At 37.6% G+C, this 14,486-nt stretch carries 11 protein-coding genes and 3 tRNA genes; 2 read left to right on the forward strand and 12 right to left on the reverse strand.

Annotation, left to right across the window (positions count from 1 at the left end; translation table 11 throughout):
- Window positions 1–32: 32 nt before the first annotated feature.
- Window positions 33–1,211: an acetyl-CoA C-acyltransferase gene (locus LS48_RS07070; RefSeq protein WP_062621398.1), complete on the reverse strand. Its 1,179-nt coding sequence runs from the start codon at window positions 1,209–1,211 to the stop codon at window positions 33–35.
- Between the two features lie 129 nt (window positions 1,212–1,340).
- Here LS48_RS07070 and LS48_RS07075 point away from each other — a divergent pair, with 129 nt between their 5' ends.
- Complete coding sequence (locus tag LS48_RS07075; protein ID WP_062621400.1) at window positions 1,341–3,386, forward strand: HD family phosphohydrolase; 2,046 nt, start codon at window positions 1,341–1,343, stop codon at window positions 3,384–3,386.
- A gap of 44 nt (window positions 3,387–3,430) precedes the next feature.
- Here the strand turns inward: LS48_RS07075 and LS48_RS07080 are convergent.
- The 9 genes from LS48_RS07080 to tsaD form a co-directional block, all read right to left on the reverse strand.
- Window positions 3,431–3,504, reverse strand: a tRNA-Arg gene (locus LS48_RS07080).
- Between the two features lie 40 nt (window positions 3,505–3,544).
- Window positions 3,545–3,619 (reverse strand) — tRNA-Pro (locus LS48_RS07085).
- Between the two features lie 60 nt (window positions 3,620–3,679).
- Window positions 3,680–3,763: transfer RNA gene (locus tag LS48_RS07090), tRNA-Ser, on the reverse strand.
- A 151-nt stretch (window positions 3,764–3,914) separates the two neighbouring features.
- Entirely contained in the window at window positions 3,915–5,084 is a 1,170-nt protein-coding gene (locus LS48_RS07095; RefSeq protein WP_062621401.1) for a THUMP-like domain-containing protein, read from the reverse strand.
- Window positions 5,085–5,087: 3 nt separating this feature from the next.
- Window positions 5,088–6,182 (reverse strand): AI-2E family transporter, encoded by a 1,095-nt coding sequence (locus LS48_RS07100; protein ID WP_062621403.1) that lies wholly within the window; start codon window positions 6,180–6,182, stop codon window positions 5,088–5,090.
- Between the two features lie 96 nt (window positions 6,183–6,278).
- A complete protein-coding gene (locus LS48_RS07105; RefSeq protein ID WP_062621405.1) occupies window positions 6,279–6,923 on the reverse strand; it encodes a DUF4159 domain-containing protein in 645 nt (214 codons plus the stop codon).
- A 43-nt stretch (window positions 6,924–6,966) separates the two neighbouring features.
- A complete protein-coding gene (locus tag LS48_RS07110) occupies window positions 6,967–7,680 on the reverse strand; it encodes a 16S rRNA (uracil(1498)-N(3))-methyltransferase (protein ID WP_062621407.1) in 714 nt (237 codons plus the stop codon).
- Window positions 7,681–8,013, reverse strand: coding sequence for a TfoX/Sxy family protein (locus LS48_RS07115; protein WP_062621409.1), 333 nt, complete (start codon window positions 8,011–8,013; stop codon window positions 7,681–7,683).
- A gap of 8 nt (window positions 8,014–8,021) precedes the next feature.
- Complete coding sequence (gene tsaD, locus LS48_RS07120; RefSeq protein WP_062621411.1) at window positions 8,022–9,044, reverse strand: tRNA (adenosine(37)-N6)-threonylcarbamoyltransferase complex transferase subunit TsaD; 1,023 nt, start codon at window positions 9,042–9,044, stop codon at window positions 8,022–8,024.
- A gap of 106 nt (window positions 9,045–9,150) precedes the next feature.
- On the opposite strand from tsaD, the gene LS48_RS07125 reads away from it, so the two are divergent.
- A complete protein-coding gene (locus LS48_RS07125; RefSeq protein ID WP_235811014.1) occupies window positions 9,151–13,533 on the forward strand; it encodes a translocation/assembly module TamB domain-containing protein in 4,383 nt (1,460 codons plus the stop codon).
- 3 nt (window positions 13,534–13,536) lie between these two features.
- On the opposite strand, the gene LS48_RS07130 is transcribed toward LS48_RS07125, so the two are convergent.
- Window positions 13,537–14,007 carry a DinB family protein gene (locus tag LS48_RS07130; RefSeq protein ID WP_062621416.1) on the reverse strand — a complete coding sequence of 157 codons (471 nt, stop codon included), beginning with the start codon at window positions 14,005–14,007 and terminating at the stop codon, window positions 13,537–13,539.
- Window positions 14,008–14,067: 60 nt separating this feature from the next.
- Complete coding sequence (locus tag LS48_RS07135) at window positions 14,068–14,448, reverse strand: Rid family detoxifying hydrolase (RefSeq protein ID WP_062621419.1); 381 nt, start codon at window positions 14,446–14,448, stop codon at window positions 14,068–14,070.
- Between the last annotated feature and the right edge of the window lie 38 nt (window positions 14,449–14,486).

Below are 14,486 nucleotides of genomic sequence, written 5' to 3' on the forward strand. Positions count from 1 at the left end.
TCAGAATTTATTGAAGATAGTTACGGTTTTTTTTAGATTCTTTCAATTACCATTGCAGAAGCGCCACCGCCGCCATTGCAGATAGCTGCTGCACCAATTTTGGCATCATTTTGCTTAAGCACATTCAAAAGCGTAATCAAGATACGGACGCCACTACAACCCAGCGGATGACCAAGAGATACGGCGCCACCGTTAACATTCACATTGCTATCGTTTAATCCTAAAATTTTCATATTCGCTAATCCCACAACTGCGAATGCTTCATTAAATTCAAAATAATCTACATCTTTAATATCAATCCCTGCTTTTGCAATCGCTTTTGGAAGTGCTTTTGCGGGAGCGGTGGTAAACCATTTTGGTTCCTGTGCGGCATCTGCGTAACTTTTAATAAAAGCCAGAGGAGTTAAACCTAATTCTTTCGCTTTGACCTCACTCATCAAAATCATTGCGCCAGCACCGTCATTAATGGTAGATGCGTTTGCGGCAGTAACGGTTCCGTCTTTTGAAAATGCAGGCCGTAAAGAAGCAATCTTGTCCATCTTTACGTTTTTGAATTCTTCATCCTCGGAAACAACTACCGATTCGCCACGACGCTGAGGCACTTCCACAGAAACAACTTCATTCTTAAATTTTCCTTCGGCCCAAGCTTTTGCGGAGCGTTCGTACGATTTGATGGCGAAAGCATCCTGATCTTCCCGAGAGAAATTATATTCGGTAGCACATAGATCTGCACAGGTTCCCATTGCGTTGTGGTCGTAAGCATCTACCAAACCGTCTTTTTGCATTCCGTCAATCAAAGTAGCGGGGCCAAATTTTGTTCCACTGCGCATATGTACATAATGAGGTATATTGCTCATACTTTCCATTCCGCCGGCCACTATTACATCGGCATCACCAAGTGCGATGGCTTGTGCGGCTTGCATTACAGCTTTCATTCCCGATGCACATACTTTATTAACTGTGGTTGCAGGTACAGTATCTGGAATTCCGGCACCCAAAGCAGCTTGGCGCGCTGGGGCTTGACCCACACCCGCCTGAACCACATTGCCCATATATACTTCCTGAACGGCAGAAGGATCAAGATTTATTTTATTCAATGCGCCTTTAATGGCCGCTGAACCCAATTGGGTTGCGGTTAATGAAGATAGGCTTCCCATAAAACTTCCTATTGGTGTTCTGGCTGCAGATACTATAACTACTTTATTGTTCATGCTACTGTTTTTTAATTTGAAATAAGGACTGCGAAATTACGGATTTCTAACTTAAATATCAATCTTTGCAAGTATTGGTTTTGGGATAACTCATTCCTTATTTATACCTTTACTTTAAGTTATTATTATATGAAGAACCTTTTTTCCTTGTTTGCGAAAAACCAGTCTCTTATTTATAAGGTTTTTCTATTTATAGCCTCAACGCTTTTAGTAATTTATTTTCTTCCGAAAGGTGGGCAGTTTAAATATAATTTCCAAAAAGGAAAGCCTTGGCAGTATGAAAATCTGTACGCACCCTTTAGTTTTACCATAAAAAAAGACGAAGACACGCTTAAAAAAGAGCGGGAAGAAATTAGAGGTAATGTAATACCATATTTTGAATACAACGATGAAACAGAGCTAAGAGTTGTTGAGACTTTTAATGAAAATCTCGAAATAAAATATGTGGACAGCCTTTACAGCACACCATATAAAACCGTGGAAAGATTGGGCGGTTCCCTAATTTCAGAGGTATATAAAAATGGTGTTACTGATGAAATACATAATTATGAAGGCGATAGGCTCATATATTTAAAGAACGGTAACGAAATAGAGGAACGAACCTATTCACAATTGTTCAAGAAAGAAAATTTGAACAAAAAAGTCAGGGAGTTGATTGAAAAGAGCAACACGGAAGATGTACAAGTACTGCTTTACAATCTTTTAAATGAAGTGCTTGAGCCCAATGTATCGCTAAATACCAGATTGACAAATGCAGCTATTGAGGCAGAGATTGCGGCGTTAAACCCAAATCGTGGAATCATTGAAAAAGGAGGGCGAATCATTGCCAAGGGCGAAGTTGTTGAAGGCGATAAGTTTCAGATTTTAAATTCCCTAAAAGCCGAATTTGATAGCCAGATCTGGAGCAAGAACAACTTCCTGTGGTTGTTGGTTGGTTATTCCATGTTGGTTTCCTTGGTATTTTTAATGCTTTTTCTATTTCTGAAGAATTACAGGCCCGTAATCTATAATAACAACACCAAGGTTACTTTTATCTTTTTCAATGTCCTTTTAATGGTTTTTCTTACCACGCTCGTGGTAAAGGTGCATGCCGATTATGTTTACGTGGTACCCATTTGTATTTTACCGCTTATTCTCAAAGCGTTCTTTGACCCACGCGTAGGTTTGTTTGTTCATGTTTTAACCATACTGTTGCTCGGGTTTATTGTACCAAACAGTTTTGAATATATGTTTCTTCAGTTTATAGCGGGAATCGTTACCATTCTTACCGTTTCGGAACTATATAAACGTGCAAATCTTTTTATTTCCGTAGGGCAGATTACCTTAATTTATATTTTGGGATATTTCGCATTTTTCGTAATCCAGGAAGGAAATATTCAAACGATGCAGTGGCAAAATTTCCAGTATTTTATTCTTTGTGGTTTGGCTACACTGTTTGCCCATCCGCTGATTTATTTTTACGAAAAGATATTCGGATTGGTTTCCGATGTGTCGTTGCTGGAACTGAGCGATACCAATTCAAAATTGCTGAAAGAGCTTTCAAATAAGGCTCCGGGAACATTTCACCATTCATTGAATGTTGCAAATCTGGCTGAAGCCTCGGCCAACGAAATTGGAGCTAACAGCATGCTGGTTAGGGTAGGAGCGCTATACCACGATATCGGAAAAATGCTAAACCCAACGATGTTTACAGAAAATCAAGTAAATTCTATCAATTCGCATAACGAATTAGACCCGAAAGAAAGTGCGCAAATAATAATAGATCACGTAATTAAGGGCATTGAAATAGCCAGAAAGAATAATCTTCCCGATAGGGTGATTGATTTTATCAGGACCCACCACGGAACGAGTTTGGTGTACTTTTTTTACAGAAAGGAGCGGGAGCAGCAAGGTTCAGCAAATAAGGAAGATTTCATCTATCCTGGACCTATTCCTTTTTCAAAGGAAACGGCTATTTTAATGATGGCCGACAGTGTGGAGGCTGCCAGCAAGAGCTTAAAGGAGCCTTCTTCCACAATTATAGATGAGTTTGTTGAAAAAATAATCAACAATCAAATGGCCCAGGGACAGTTTTTAAACGCAAACATTACTTTTAAGGAAATTGAGACTATAAAAAAGGTACTCAAGAAGAAACTGAACAATATTTATCACCTTCGGGTAGAATATCCAGAATAATAATATTTATAAAACAAAAAACCTCCAGTAAATGGAGGTTTCAGTGATCGCGACAGGATTCGAACCTGTGACCGTCTGCTTAGAAGGCAGATGCTCTATCCAGCTGAGCTACGCGACCATTGTTAAACAAAAAAACCGAACTGTGTGTCCGGTTTTTGTCGGGGTGGCAGGATTCGAACCTGCGGCCTCCTGCTCCCAAAGCAGGCGCGATAACCGGGCTACGCTACACCCCGTGAACAGCAATTATATTGTTCACTGTAATTTTGGAGTTTTTTTGTCTAAACTCTATAATGCGGAGAGACAGGGACTCGAACCCTGGCGACGGTTGCCCGTCGACAGATTAGCAATCTGCTCCGTTACCACTCCGGCACCTCTCCAGTTTTTTATGAACGTGTCATCCTAAAATGCGGTTGCAAATGTAAGCCTTCAATTGTAATAACGCAAACAAAAAATAGCCTTTTTTAAAGTTAAATTTTAAAGCGGTTTAAATCAAGTATATGCTGATTAAATTGATTTAAAAAAAGAGCTCTAAATTTTAGAACAACGAATCATCTCTTTTTTTTCTTCTAGATTCGTCACAAAAAACAAATACACATCCCCGCCATCTGCAATTTTCCACTTTTTACGAAGTGTTTCCACACTTTCCGGAAAGTTTCTAGTAGCAATATTGGCTTTCCCAAAATTCAAAGCCGTACGCATTTGCTTTTTTGAATAGGGCACTGTTTGCTCAATTGAAAAACGTCTTCCGGGAAAATCAATTAAGTTTTTGCTGGTGTAAAGATGGGTATTTTTATGAAGCTTGTTCACTTTTAATTTTTCGGAAACCAAATCAAACGCGCCACTTTTTAGGATTGCAGCATTGGGTTCGTATAGATATTTTTGAAGCAAACTGTAATTTGCCGATGAAAGTTCATCCCAATTAAAATCAAATGATTCAAGGCCAGATTTGGTGAAATTTACGGTTTTTATCTTTGGTTCGTCGTAAACGTCTTTTTGTAGTAACCATAGTAATTCTTTCACTTCATTATCCACAGCTACAATATGAATTTCTGAAACGTGCTGCAATTCATTTAAGCCAACAGTAATATCGAGCATTGGTGAAGTTTTAACAAGGAACTGATTGCAATGGTTTAATATCTCTGAAATATTTTCGGGTATATTTGGCTCACAATCATTTAAGAAAAAAACCTTGCCCTTGCTATCGTGGCGGCGGGAGGGGTCTGCATATATCACGTCATATTTATTGTTCAAAGCAGCTTGCAATCCATCCGCGGCGTGGCAAAGGATGTTTTCCTTGCCGAAAACCCTAAAATTGTTTTTCGCTAATTCTGCGAGATTTGCATTGGTCTCGAAATGGTGGACGGTTTCAAATTTTTCAGCGAAGAAAAAACTATCTACCCCAAAACCGCCAGTAATATCCGCTATCGTTGTTCCTTTGACCAGCGACGCCTTGTATTTTGCGGTAATTTCCGAAGAGGTCTGCTCCAAATTCAACTTGGGTGGGAATATAATATTTGAAGTACCAAACCAAGTGGGTAGTTTTTTTTCTATTCTTCTTCGGCTTTCAATTTGTTGGATAAGCTCTTGGACGGAAATGCTTTCAAAGGGACTTCCCGCAAAAGCGAGTTTGGATATATCACCCTCAAAATTTCGTATAAATTGCTGTACTTCTTTATTTAAAAGCGGAGGTATAAGCAAGGGTTATAGGTTATGTGTAAGACGTTTTACGATTTTATATTCTGAAAGAAATTCCTTTGCAACCACTTTTAAGGTAGTATAGGTAGGCACGGCAAGTATCATACCCGGGATACCGAAAACAAAACCAGCGGTAAGTATAACAATAAAAATCTCTAATGGATGGGAGCGTACACTGTGCCCAAAAATAACAGGTTGTGATATAAAATTATCGAAAATTTGTGCTACGGCATATCCGCCGGTTGCAATAAAGAGCAGTGGCAATAGACCGGATGAAAAATCGGCGCCAAGATTATTAGATACTATTACGAGCAACATTAAACCCCAGCCAATGATGGGGCCCAAATAGGGTACAATATTTAAAAAAGCACAAATTAAGGCTACCGCAACAGCATCACGAATATCCAGGTAAAGCAGTAGTACAGAATAAAACAGCGCGAGAATAAAAATTTGAAGCAATAGCCCTATGAAATATCTTGAAAGCAGTTCCTTGATTTTTATTAGAATTCTTTTAAACTTTTGTTCGTCGCCACTTTTTGCAAAAACCAAGACAGAGCGGGCAATGAGGCTTTCATCCTTCAAAAGAAAAAAGGAAATAAATAATACTGAAAAAATACCAATAATAGTACCGGCAATATTTCCGAAGAAAATATCTATAAAGCTGGGAATAATTTCAACATCGAGGTTTTGAACGTAAGTGGTGCGTTTTATGGCTTCTACCAATTGAAAATGATCTACGCCAAGATAATCGCTGGCTTGAATGTTCAGCTCATTTAAATCACGCTTTACTTGTTCAAAATCTATTTGTGAAATATGCTTGCCCTGCTCAATAATTATTGGAACAAATATACTGAGCACCATTCCTATGGAGCCAATAATAAGTAATAAGGTAATTACAGATGCAAGGGTATTTCCGAACTTGAGCTTTTTTTTAAAAAAGAGAACTACGGGTCGGCCAATTAGTGATAATACCAATGCCAGACCAATATAAAGGATAAGGGCCTGAATTTGGTACAGGATCCAGAGCAAAATTATTATGCCCACCAATACCGCCAGTGCTCTTAAAATACCAAGGGTTATAGCTTTTGCAGTTTTTTTCACTTCGTAAATATACTATATTCCAAAGTAGAAAAAATCAAAGTTTTGTTAAGGGTGCTAGTTGCTAGATGACGCATGAAAGATGAGTGCGTTATGAAATCAATTTTCAAAAACATATTTAATAATATTGGCACCCATTTGCAAAGCTTTTAGCCTTACTTCCTGCGGGTCGTTGTGCACTTCGGGATTTTCCCAACCATCGCCCAAATCTGTTTCAAAAGTATAAAGTAGCACTAATCTGTCTTCCACAAAAATTCCAAAGGCTTGAGGGCGTCCACCATCGTGTTCGTGAATTTTAGGCATTCCCTGCGGAAATTTATATACGTAGCTAAACATTGGAAAATTAGCGGGGAGTTCTTTCAGTTCTTTGTTGGGGAATATTTTAATGATTTCTTTTCGGATGTATTCATTCATTCCATAATTGTCATCAATGTATAGAAAACCGCCGCTCATTAAATAATTTCTGAGGTTTTGGGCTTCTTCGGCAGAGAAAAAAACATTCCCGTGACCAGTCATGTGTACAAAAGGGAAATCAAAGATATCTACACTTCCGGGAGTTACGGTCTGGGGTTTTTCCTTTATTGCTGTGTTTATATTTTGATTACAATATTTTACCAAATTGGGCAGGGCAGTTGGATTGGCATACCAATCGCCACCGCCGCCGTATTGTAATAGTGCAATTTCCTGTGCAGAAATATTTCCGAGGAAAACTAAAAAGAAGAAGGTGAAAAGTTTTATTTGCATAGTTTTCAAAAGTACGAAATAGGAGAGATAAACCTAATAGGTATTATATTTCATTGCTAAAAGCAACGCTATGGCAAGCAACAATTGCAGCAGTTTCAGTGCGTAAACGACTTTCCCCTAAAGTGACAGGAATAAACCCATTAGCCTTTGCAAGTTCAATTTCTTCAGTAGAAAAATCGCCTTCTGGACCTATGAGAATCAATACCTTTTCCTTCGGAAGCAGTACAGATTTCAAGGATTTTTTATCGTCTTCCTCACAATGTGCTATGTATTTTGAACCATCAAAAGTCTTTTCAAAACCCATGAAATCCTTAAATGAAATAGTATCGTTTAATATTGGCAGGTAAGCTTTTAAGGATTGTTTCATAGCGCTTTGCAGAATTTTTTCGTAACGTTCTGGCTTTATTGTTTTTCGTTCACTGTGGTCACAGATTATTGGAGTTATTTCTGAAATACCAATCTCTGTAGCCTTTTCCAGAAACCATTCATAACGATCATTCAATTTTGTAGGCGCAACTGCCAAGTGAAGTTGATAGGGCAGTGGAGGCTGTTTTTCTTTAGAAATTATCTTCACCACGCAACTCTTTGGGCTTGCACTTATAATTTCAGCTGAAAAAAAGGAGCCTTTGCCATTTGTAATTTTGAAAGAATCACCTTCCTTCATTCGCAATACTTTTACAATATGACGGCTTTCCTCTTTTTCAAAAGTTATTTCTTTTGCACCATCAGAAATATTTGGGTTGTAAAAGAGTTGCATTTATTTCAATTTTGTTTTTGCGTGCGCAACGCCCATTTCGGCCCATAGTTGAAGTTTTTCTTCCGTTTTGAAACCTTCGGTAGTTACAAAAATAAATTCCTTCATCGGCTTGCCCGTAAAACCCATTGGTTTTACAAAACGACTCTGTGTTGTCTCTGTCATTCTTACCGCCGGAATCCTTACCATAAGCCGTTCTTTGGTTTCGCCCACACACATTTTTCCTTTAAAAAGAAAACAGGTGCCACCAAACATACGTTTTTCTTCAATGTCTTTTCCCCAAGGCTGGAGCGCGACTCTAATTCGTTTTAATATTTCTTCGGAATTGGGATTCATTTATAGTTTTAAAATTTCATCCGTGCCGAAGCTACAACATTATTTTCAGCAAAATTCTGGGATTTATATTTCAACTCGCCCACAATGGCAATCATCGCAGCATTGTCTGTACAAAACTCAAATTTGGGGATGTGGGTTTTCCAACCGTATTTTTTTTCTGCTTCCTTCAAAGCCTTGCGAATACCGCTATTGGCAGAAACACCGCCACCGATTGCAACTTCCCTAATACCTGTTTTCTTCACAGCATTTTTCAGCTTATCCATTAAGTAATCAACAATTGTAAATTGAACACTGGCACAGATGTCTTCTATGTTTTCAGAAATAAAATCGGGGTTTCGGCTCACTTCTTTTTCAACGAAATACAGCACAGAGGTCTTCAAACCACTAAAGCTAAAATCCATCGGGCCAACTTTAGGTTTTGGAAATTGGAACGCTTTTAGATTTCCCTGTTGGGCATATTTGTCAACCAAAGGGCCACCGGGATAGGGCAGACCGAGTATTTTTGCACTTTTGTCAAAAGCTTCACCCACTGCATCATCAATGGTTTGCCCAATTATTTCCATTTCAAAATAATCGGTCACTTTTACAATTTGCGTATGGCCGCCGCTAATTGTCATAGCCAAAAATGGAAAGTTGGGAGCCGTTTGCCCTTCGGCCTTGATGAAATGTGCCAAAATATGGGCTTGCATATGGTTCACGTCTATTAGCGGAATGCCTAAGCCAAGCGCCAATGATTTTGAAAATGAGGTGCCTACGAGCAAGGAACCCATCAAGCCAGGTCCGCGTGTAAAAGCGATGGCAGATAACTGATTTTTATCGATATTTGCTTTGTGTAAAGCCTGATGGACTACAGGAACAATATTTTGTTGATGCGCTCGTGAGGCAAGTTCAGGTACCACGCCACCGTATTGTTCATGAATTGCCTGTGTGGCAACAACATTGCTGAGTATTTTTCCGTTGTTGATTACGGCAGCAGCAGTGTCGTCGCACGAAGATTCAATACCGAGGATATAGCAATTTTTCTGTATCAAAGTGAAAAGGGTATATTTATTGGGTTGTAAAATTAAACATTAAAAACGTATCAAAAAATTTCGAAAAATAATAGTTCGCACCTTTGTAATCATTGTATTGCTGCTCGTGCTTATAGTGATTATTTTTTCTATTCCTTCGGTGCAAACTTGGGTAGCCAAAAAGGTAACCACCAATCTTAATGAAACTTACGGGACCGATATAAACATTAAAAGGTTAGGCCTTAACTGGAAAGGGGAAGTAGATATTCGGGAAGTATATATTGCAGACCACCACAACGATACGCTTATTTATAGCAAGGAAGTGCAAACTAATATTATTAGTTTTCAAAACTTAATAAAGGGTGATCTTGGCTTTGGAGATATTGCACTTGACCAAGCAAAACTATACGTAAAAACTTATAAAGATGAAGAAACCGACAACCTTTCCATTTTTGCGAAAAAGTTTGATACCGGCAAACCGAGTACTTCGCCTTTTTCACTTTTCAGTAACGATGTGAGTTTGACAAATAGTCGCGTTAAGATTATTGATGAAAATTTAGAAAATCCGGAAATATTTGTTTTAGATAATGTAAATGTTACTGCAAATAACTTAAAAATCAACGGTCCTGAGGTAAAAGTCAATATTGAGAATCTTTCATTGATTGCCGAACGTGGTTTTGTGATTGAAGATATGCAGACGGACTTTTCTTATACTGAAACAAATATCACTTTAAATAATCTCAATTTAAAAACTACTGAATCCCACATTTTGGGAAATGTAGATTTGGATTATTCCAAAAACGGATTTGCAGATTTTGTTAATGATGTAATTATTACAGCAACTTTAAAAGATTCCAAAATCGCAACAAACGATTTAAATGATTTTTATAATGAATTTGGCCCCGACCAGTTGATTTTACTGGATACCGAAATGAAAGGTACTTTAAATGATTTCACCGCTACCAATTTAAAATTTCAGACGGGTGATACAAACATACAGGGGGACTACGCTTTTCAGAATATCCTAAATTCTGAAAATGGTTATTCCATAATCGCGACCAACCATTATATTGCCACCAATTACTACGATTTAAGAAGGTTCATGCCCAGAATTTTGGGAGATGTTGTTCCTGCTGAATTGAAAGAACTTAAAAGCTTTAATCTTAGCGGAAATACTTCAATAGTAGGTGATGAGCTCAACACAAAAAGTAATTTACAGAGCGGCATAGGTCAAGCGACCCTTGACTTAAAAATAGGAAATATTACCAATATTGATAATGCATATTATAAAGGCAATGTGGTATTGAATAACTTTGACCTTGGAAAAATAGCCAAGACCACTTCCCTCGGAAAAATGACCGCCGACTTAGATTTTGATGGGCGCGGGTTTAATAAAAATACCGTAAACACCGAAGTTTCGGGCACGGTTTCTTCTTTTAATTTTGAAGGGTATAATTATAAAAACATTACAGTTTCAGGAAATCTTAAAAACCCACTTTTTAATGGAGAACTTTCAATTAACGATCCAAACCTTAAGTTAGGTTTTAAAGGACTGATAGATGCATCTTCAGAAACAAACCAACTTGATTTTGAAGCAGATGTAGAATATGCAGAATTGAACAAATTAAATTTGATAACACGTGATAGCATTGCCGTTTTTACAGGAAAAGTAGTAGTTGATATGGAAGGAAAAACCATTGATGATGTTGTGGGAACCATTAATTTCAGTCAAACTTTTTATCAAAACGAACGGGATGATTTTTACTTTGATGATTTCACAATCACTTCTTCTTTTGAGGGGCCAGTTAGGACTATAGAAATAAACTCCCCCGATATTTTAAACGGAAAGATTTCTGGAGAGTTCTTAATTCAAGATATACCCAATCTCTTTCAAAATGGGATTGCAAGTATTTATACCAATTATATCCCGCAGGAAGTCACGACTAATCAATACATAGATTATGAATTTGTAGTATATAATAAAATAGTGGATGTTTTTGTGCCACAGTTGAAATTAGGAGACAATACCCGTGTGAAAGGTTCGGTTTCTTCTGACGAATCAAAGTTTGAACTCGATTTTCGCTCTCCCGAAATTCTTCTTTTCGACAATTATATAGGAAAACTAAATGTTCAAGTAGATAATGATAACCCATTGTATAACATATACATAGCAGCAGATTCGGTATACACTGGGTTTTATAACATTAAAAATTTAAATGTAATTAATAAAACCTTGAATGATACTATGTACGTGCGTTCAGAGTTTGCAGGTGGCCCAAAAAAGGAAGATATTTTTAATCTTTCACTTTACCACACAATTAATCCCTCCGGCAAGTCTGTGATTGGCGTTAAAAAATCAGATATTACTTACAAAGACAACGTTTGGTACTTGAATGAAGATAACAACCGCTTGAATAAAGTAGTTTTTGATGATAATTTCAGAGAAGTTCGTATCGATTCCTTAGAGCTTAGCCATAATGACGAATTGATACAAATGGCGGGCGTTCTTCGGGATTCTACATATAAAGATTTGAAAGTTCGTTTTAAAGACGTAAACATTGGTAACATTACTCCAGAAATAGACAGCTTGCGGCTTAAAGGAAATATGAACGGTAAGTTTGATTTTCTTCAGAAAAATGGAGCGTATTACCCCAACAGCTCTGTTACAATAGACAATGTGGAAATCAATGAAATTCCTTTCGGAGATTTGAATTTGAAAATTGACGGTAACGAAGACCTTACCAAATACCGTATCAATACTTCATTAACAAACAACAATGTAAAATCAATAAATGCTGTGGGCGAAATAGATGTTTCGGCACAAAACCCACAAATACAGCTCAACGTTGATTTAAATCAGTTTAATATGCAGGCGTTCAGTCCATTTGGGGCCGATGTGATTACCGATATCAGGGGATTGATAACTGGAAATGCAAAGGTTTCGGGCAATTATAAATCACCAGATATTTTAGGGCGTTTTACTTTGGAAAACAGCGGATTAAAAATACCTTATTTAAACACCGATTTTGACATTGAAACAGGTGCGCAAATAATTGTAACAAAAAATAAATTTGAAATTGACGGTACCCAGATAACCGATACCAAGTATGAAACAGTAGGTGTATTGTATGGAAATGCCACCCACAATAATTTTAGTGACTGGGAATTGGATTTACATATCGAAGCTCCTGAAAGATTAGTAGTTCTAGACAAACCGCCAGAAGAAGACGCGCTGTATTACGGCACTGCATTTATAAGCGGAAGAGCCGATATTACAGGACCTATAGATGAACTTGTGATTGACGTGGAAGCTACAACACAAGAAGGAACCACCTTTAAAATTCCAATTAGCGATACAGAATCAATTGGTGATGACTCATTTGTGCATTTCCTTTCACCCAAAGAGAAAGAAGCACGTATTAATGGAGAAACTCTTGTTAATGAAGACGTGAAAGGTTTATCGTTAAACTTTGAATTGGACATTAACAAAAATGCTGAAGTAGAAGTTGTGGTGGATCAAGAAAATAATTCAACACTAAAAGGGCGCGGTGCGGGGATTCTTCTTATTGAAATAAATACTAACGGGAAGTTCCAGATGTATGGAGATTTTCAAGTTTACGAAGGAGAATTTGATTTTAGGTACGGTGGCATCATCCAGCGAAAAATTGGTGTAGTTCCTGGAGGAAACATCACTTGGGATGGCGCTCCCGAAAAGGCCAATTTAGATTTGAGCGCTGTTTATAAAACCCAAGCAAACCCATCGGTTTTATTGGATAATCCTTCTATCAATACAAAAATACCAGTTGAAGTTTATGTTGACTTAAATGGCGAACTGGCCCAACCTGAACTTAGCTTCAATATAGATTTTCCGAGGGTTAGTTCTACTTTAAAAAGTGAGTTGCAATACAAACTTCAGAATCAGGAACAAATGCAGAACCAAGCGCTGTTTTTATTGGCTTCCAATTCTTTTGTGAACGATAATTACGCAGGTTCAAACGCTTTTGCAGGAACCGTGGCCGATAGGGTTTCTGGTTTAGTAAACAACCTTTTTGCTGATCAAGATGGCAAATTTCGTGTAGGTCTGGATTATTCAATTGGCAATAGAACGCCCAATCAAGAAACCTCTGATCGTTTTGGCATTACGCTTTCTACACAAATAAATGAACGTATTCTTATAAATGGAAAGGTGGGGGTGCCAGTAGGCGGTGCTAACGAAACGGCAGTGGCCGGCGATGTGGAAGTGCAATGGCTAATAAATGAAGACGGAAGCTTACGGATGAAATTCTTCAACCGACAAGCAGATTTACAGTTCATAGGTGAAGATCAGATTTTTGAACAGGGTACGGGAATTTCATATTCCGTAGATTTTAATACCTTTCAAGAGCTTTACAGAAAGCTTTTCAACAAGAAAGTGATCATTGACACAGAGCTACCCGTAATTCCGGATGATAATAGCTTCCCTGTTGACTTTAACCCCAAGGGAACGCAAACCGAAGAGGAAGGGGAGTAGCTATTAATAATCTGCAGTAAGTTTTTTTAACAATGAAATTTGTCCTAAATGATAGTAACAATGTTCTATCATTCCTTCAATATTGCGCTGATAGGTGCCGTATTTTTCATCTGCAAATATTTCATTTAGTTTTTCATCTGAAAAGGATTCAATGAATTTTGCGAATTTTTCTGAATTTTCAAACAAGCTTTCCCTAAGTACGTCCCAAGCCTCAGCTGAGTTAATGGGCGCAAAAGTGAAGCTATATTTATCGTGGATCTCCAGTTTACCACTTTCGAAGAAATTACATAAACCGGCAATATAATAATTAACGTGAAAGGTTAAAGCCGCAATTGTATTTAACGAACCCGTTTTTTGTGTAGCCTGTTGCCAATTGATATTTGAAAGAGATTCTTTAAAATTTGTATTCGCAATCCATTTTCCGTCCAAAAGAACCTCTCTAAATCTTTCGGCTAGTTGAGATGAAGTTTTCATTTGCTAGCGTTTTAAAATATGGAACTATAAGTTAAGCGAAGTTTTTGCAAATATTTCTTTTTAAAGTGAAGCAATTACAGAAATTTCAACATTTACAAACTTAGGTAAATTTGCAACTTCCACAGTTTCGCGGGCAGGGGCAGTGGCCTCATTAAAATAAGCAGCATATACCTCATTAATAGCTGAAAAATTATGCATATCACTTATAAAAATGCTTGTTTTCAGTACATTCTCAAAAGTCATTCCCGCTTCGGTTAGAATTGCTTTTAGGTTTTCCATAACCAGTTTAGTTTCGGTCTTTATATCGTCAATTACCAAATTACCCGTTTTTGGGTCTATGGCTATTTGCCCAGAAGTATAAAGCATATTTCCTTTTAAAACCGCTTGATTATAAGGGCCAATTGGGGCTGGGGCATTGGAGGTTGTGATAATTTTTTTCATAAAATATATGTATATGATTCTTTTTTATTATCCAGCGA

Origin of the sequence: Aequorivita aquimaris (assembly GCF_001573155.1) — a bacterium.
GTDB lineage: Bacteria > Bacteroidota > Bacteroidia > Flavobacteriales > Flavobacteriaceae > Aequorivita > Aequorivita aquimaris.

Excerpts from the sequence above, each read along its gene's own strand:
- LS48_RS07070 (WP_062621398.1), bottom strand. The coding sequence starts at position 1,211 with ATGAACAATAAAGTAGTTATAGTATCTGCAGCCAGAACACCAATAGGA.
- LS48_RS07075 (WP_062621400.1), top strand. The coding sequence starts at position 1,341 with ATGAAGAACCTTTTTTCCTTGTTTGCGAAAAACCAGTCTCTTATTTAT.
- LS48_RS07105 (WP_062621405.1), bottom strand. The coding sequence starts at position 6,923 with ATGCAAATAAAACTTTTCACCTTCTTCTTTTTAGTTTTCCTCGGAAAT.
- LS48_RS07110 (WP_062621407.1), bottom strand. The coding sequence starts at position 7,680 with ATGCAACTCTTTTACAACCCAAATATTTCTGATGGTGCAAAAGAAATA.
- LS48_RS07115 (WP_062621409.1), bottom strand. The coding sequence starts at position 8,013 with ATGAATCCCAATTCCGAAGAAATATTAAAACGAATTAGAGTCGCGCTC.
- LS48_RS07130 (WP_062621416.1), bottom strand. The coding sequence starts at position 14,007 with ATGAAAACTTCATCTCAACTAGCCGAAAGATTTAGAGAGGTTCTTTTG.
- LS48_RS07135 (WP_062621419.1), bottom strand. The coding sequence starts at position 14,448 with ATGAAAAAAATTATCACAACCTCCAATGCCCCAGCCCCAATTGGCCCT.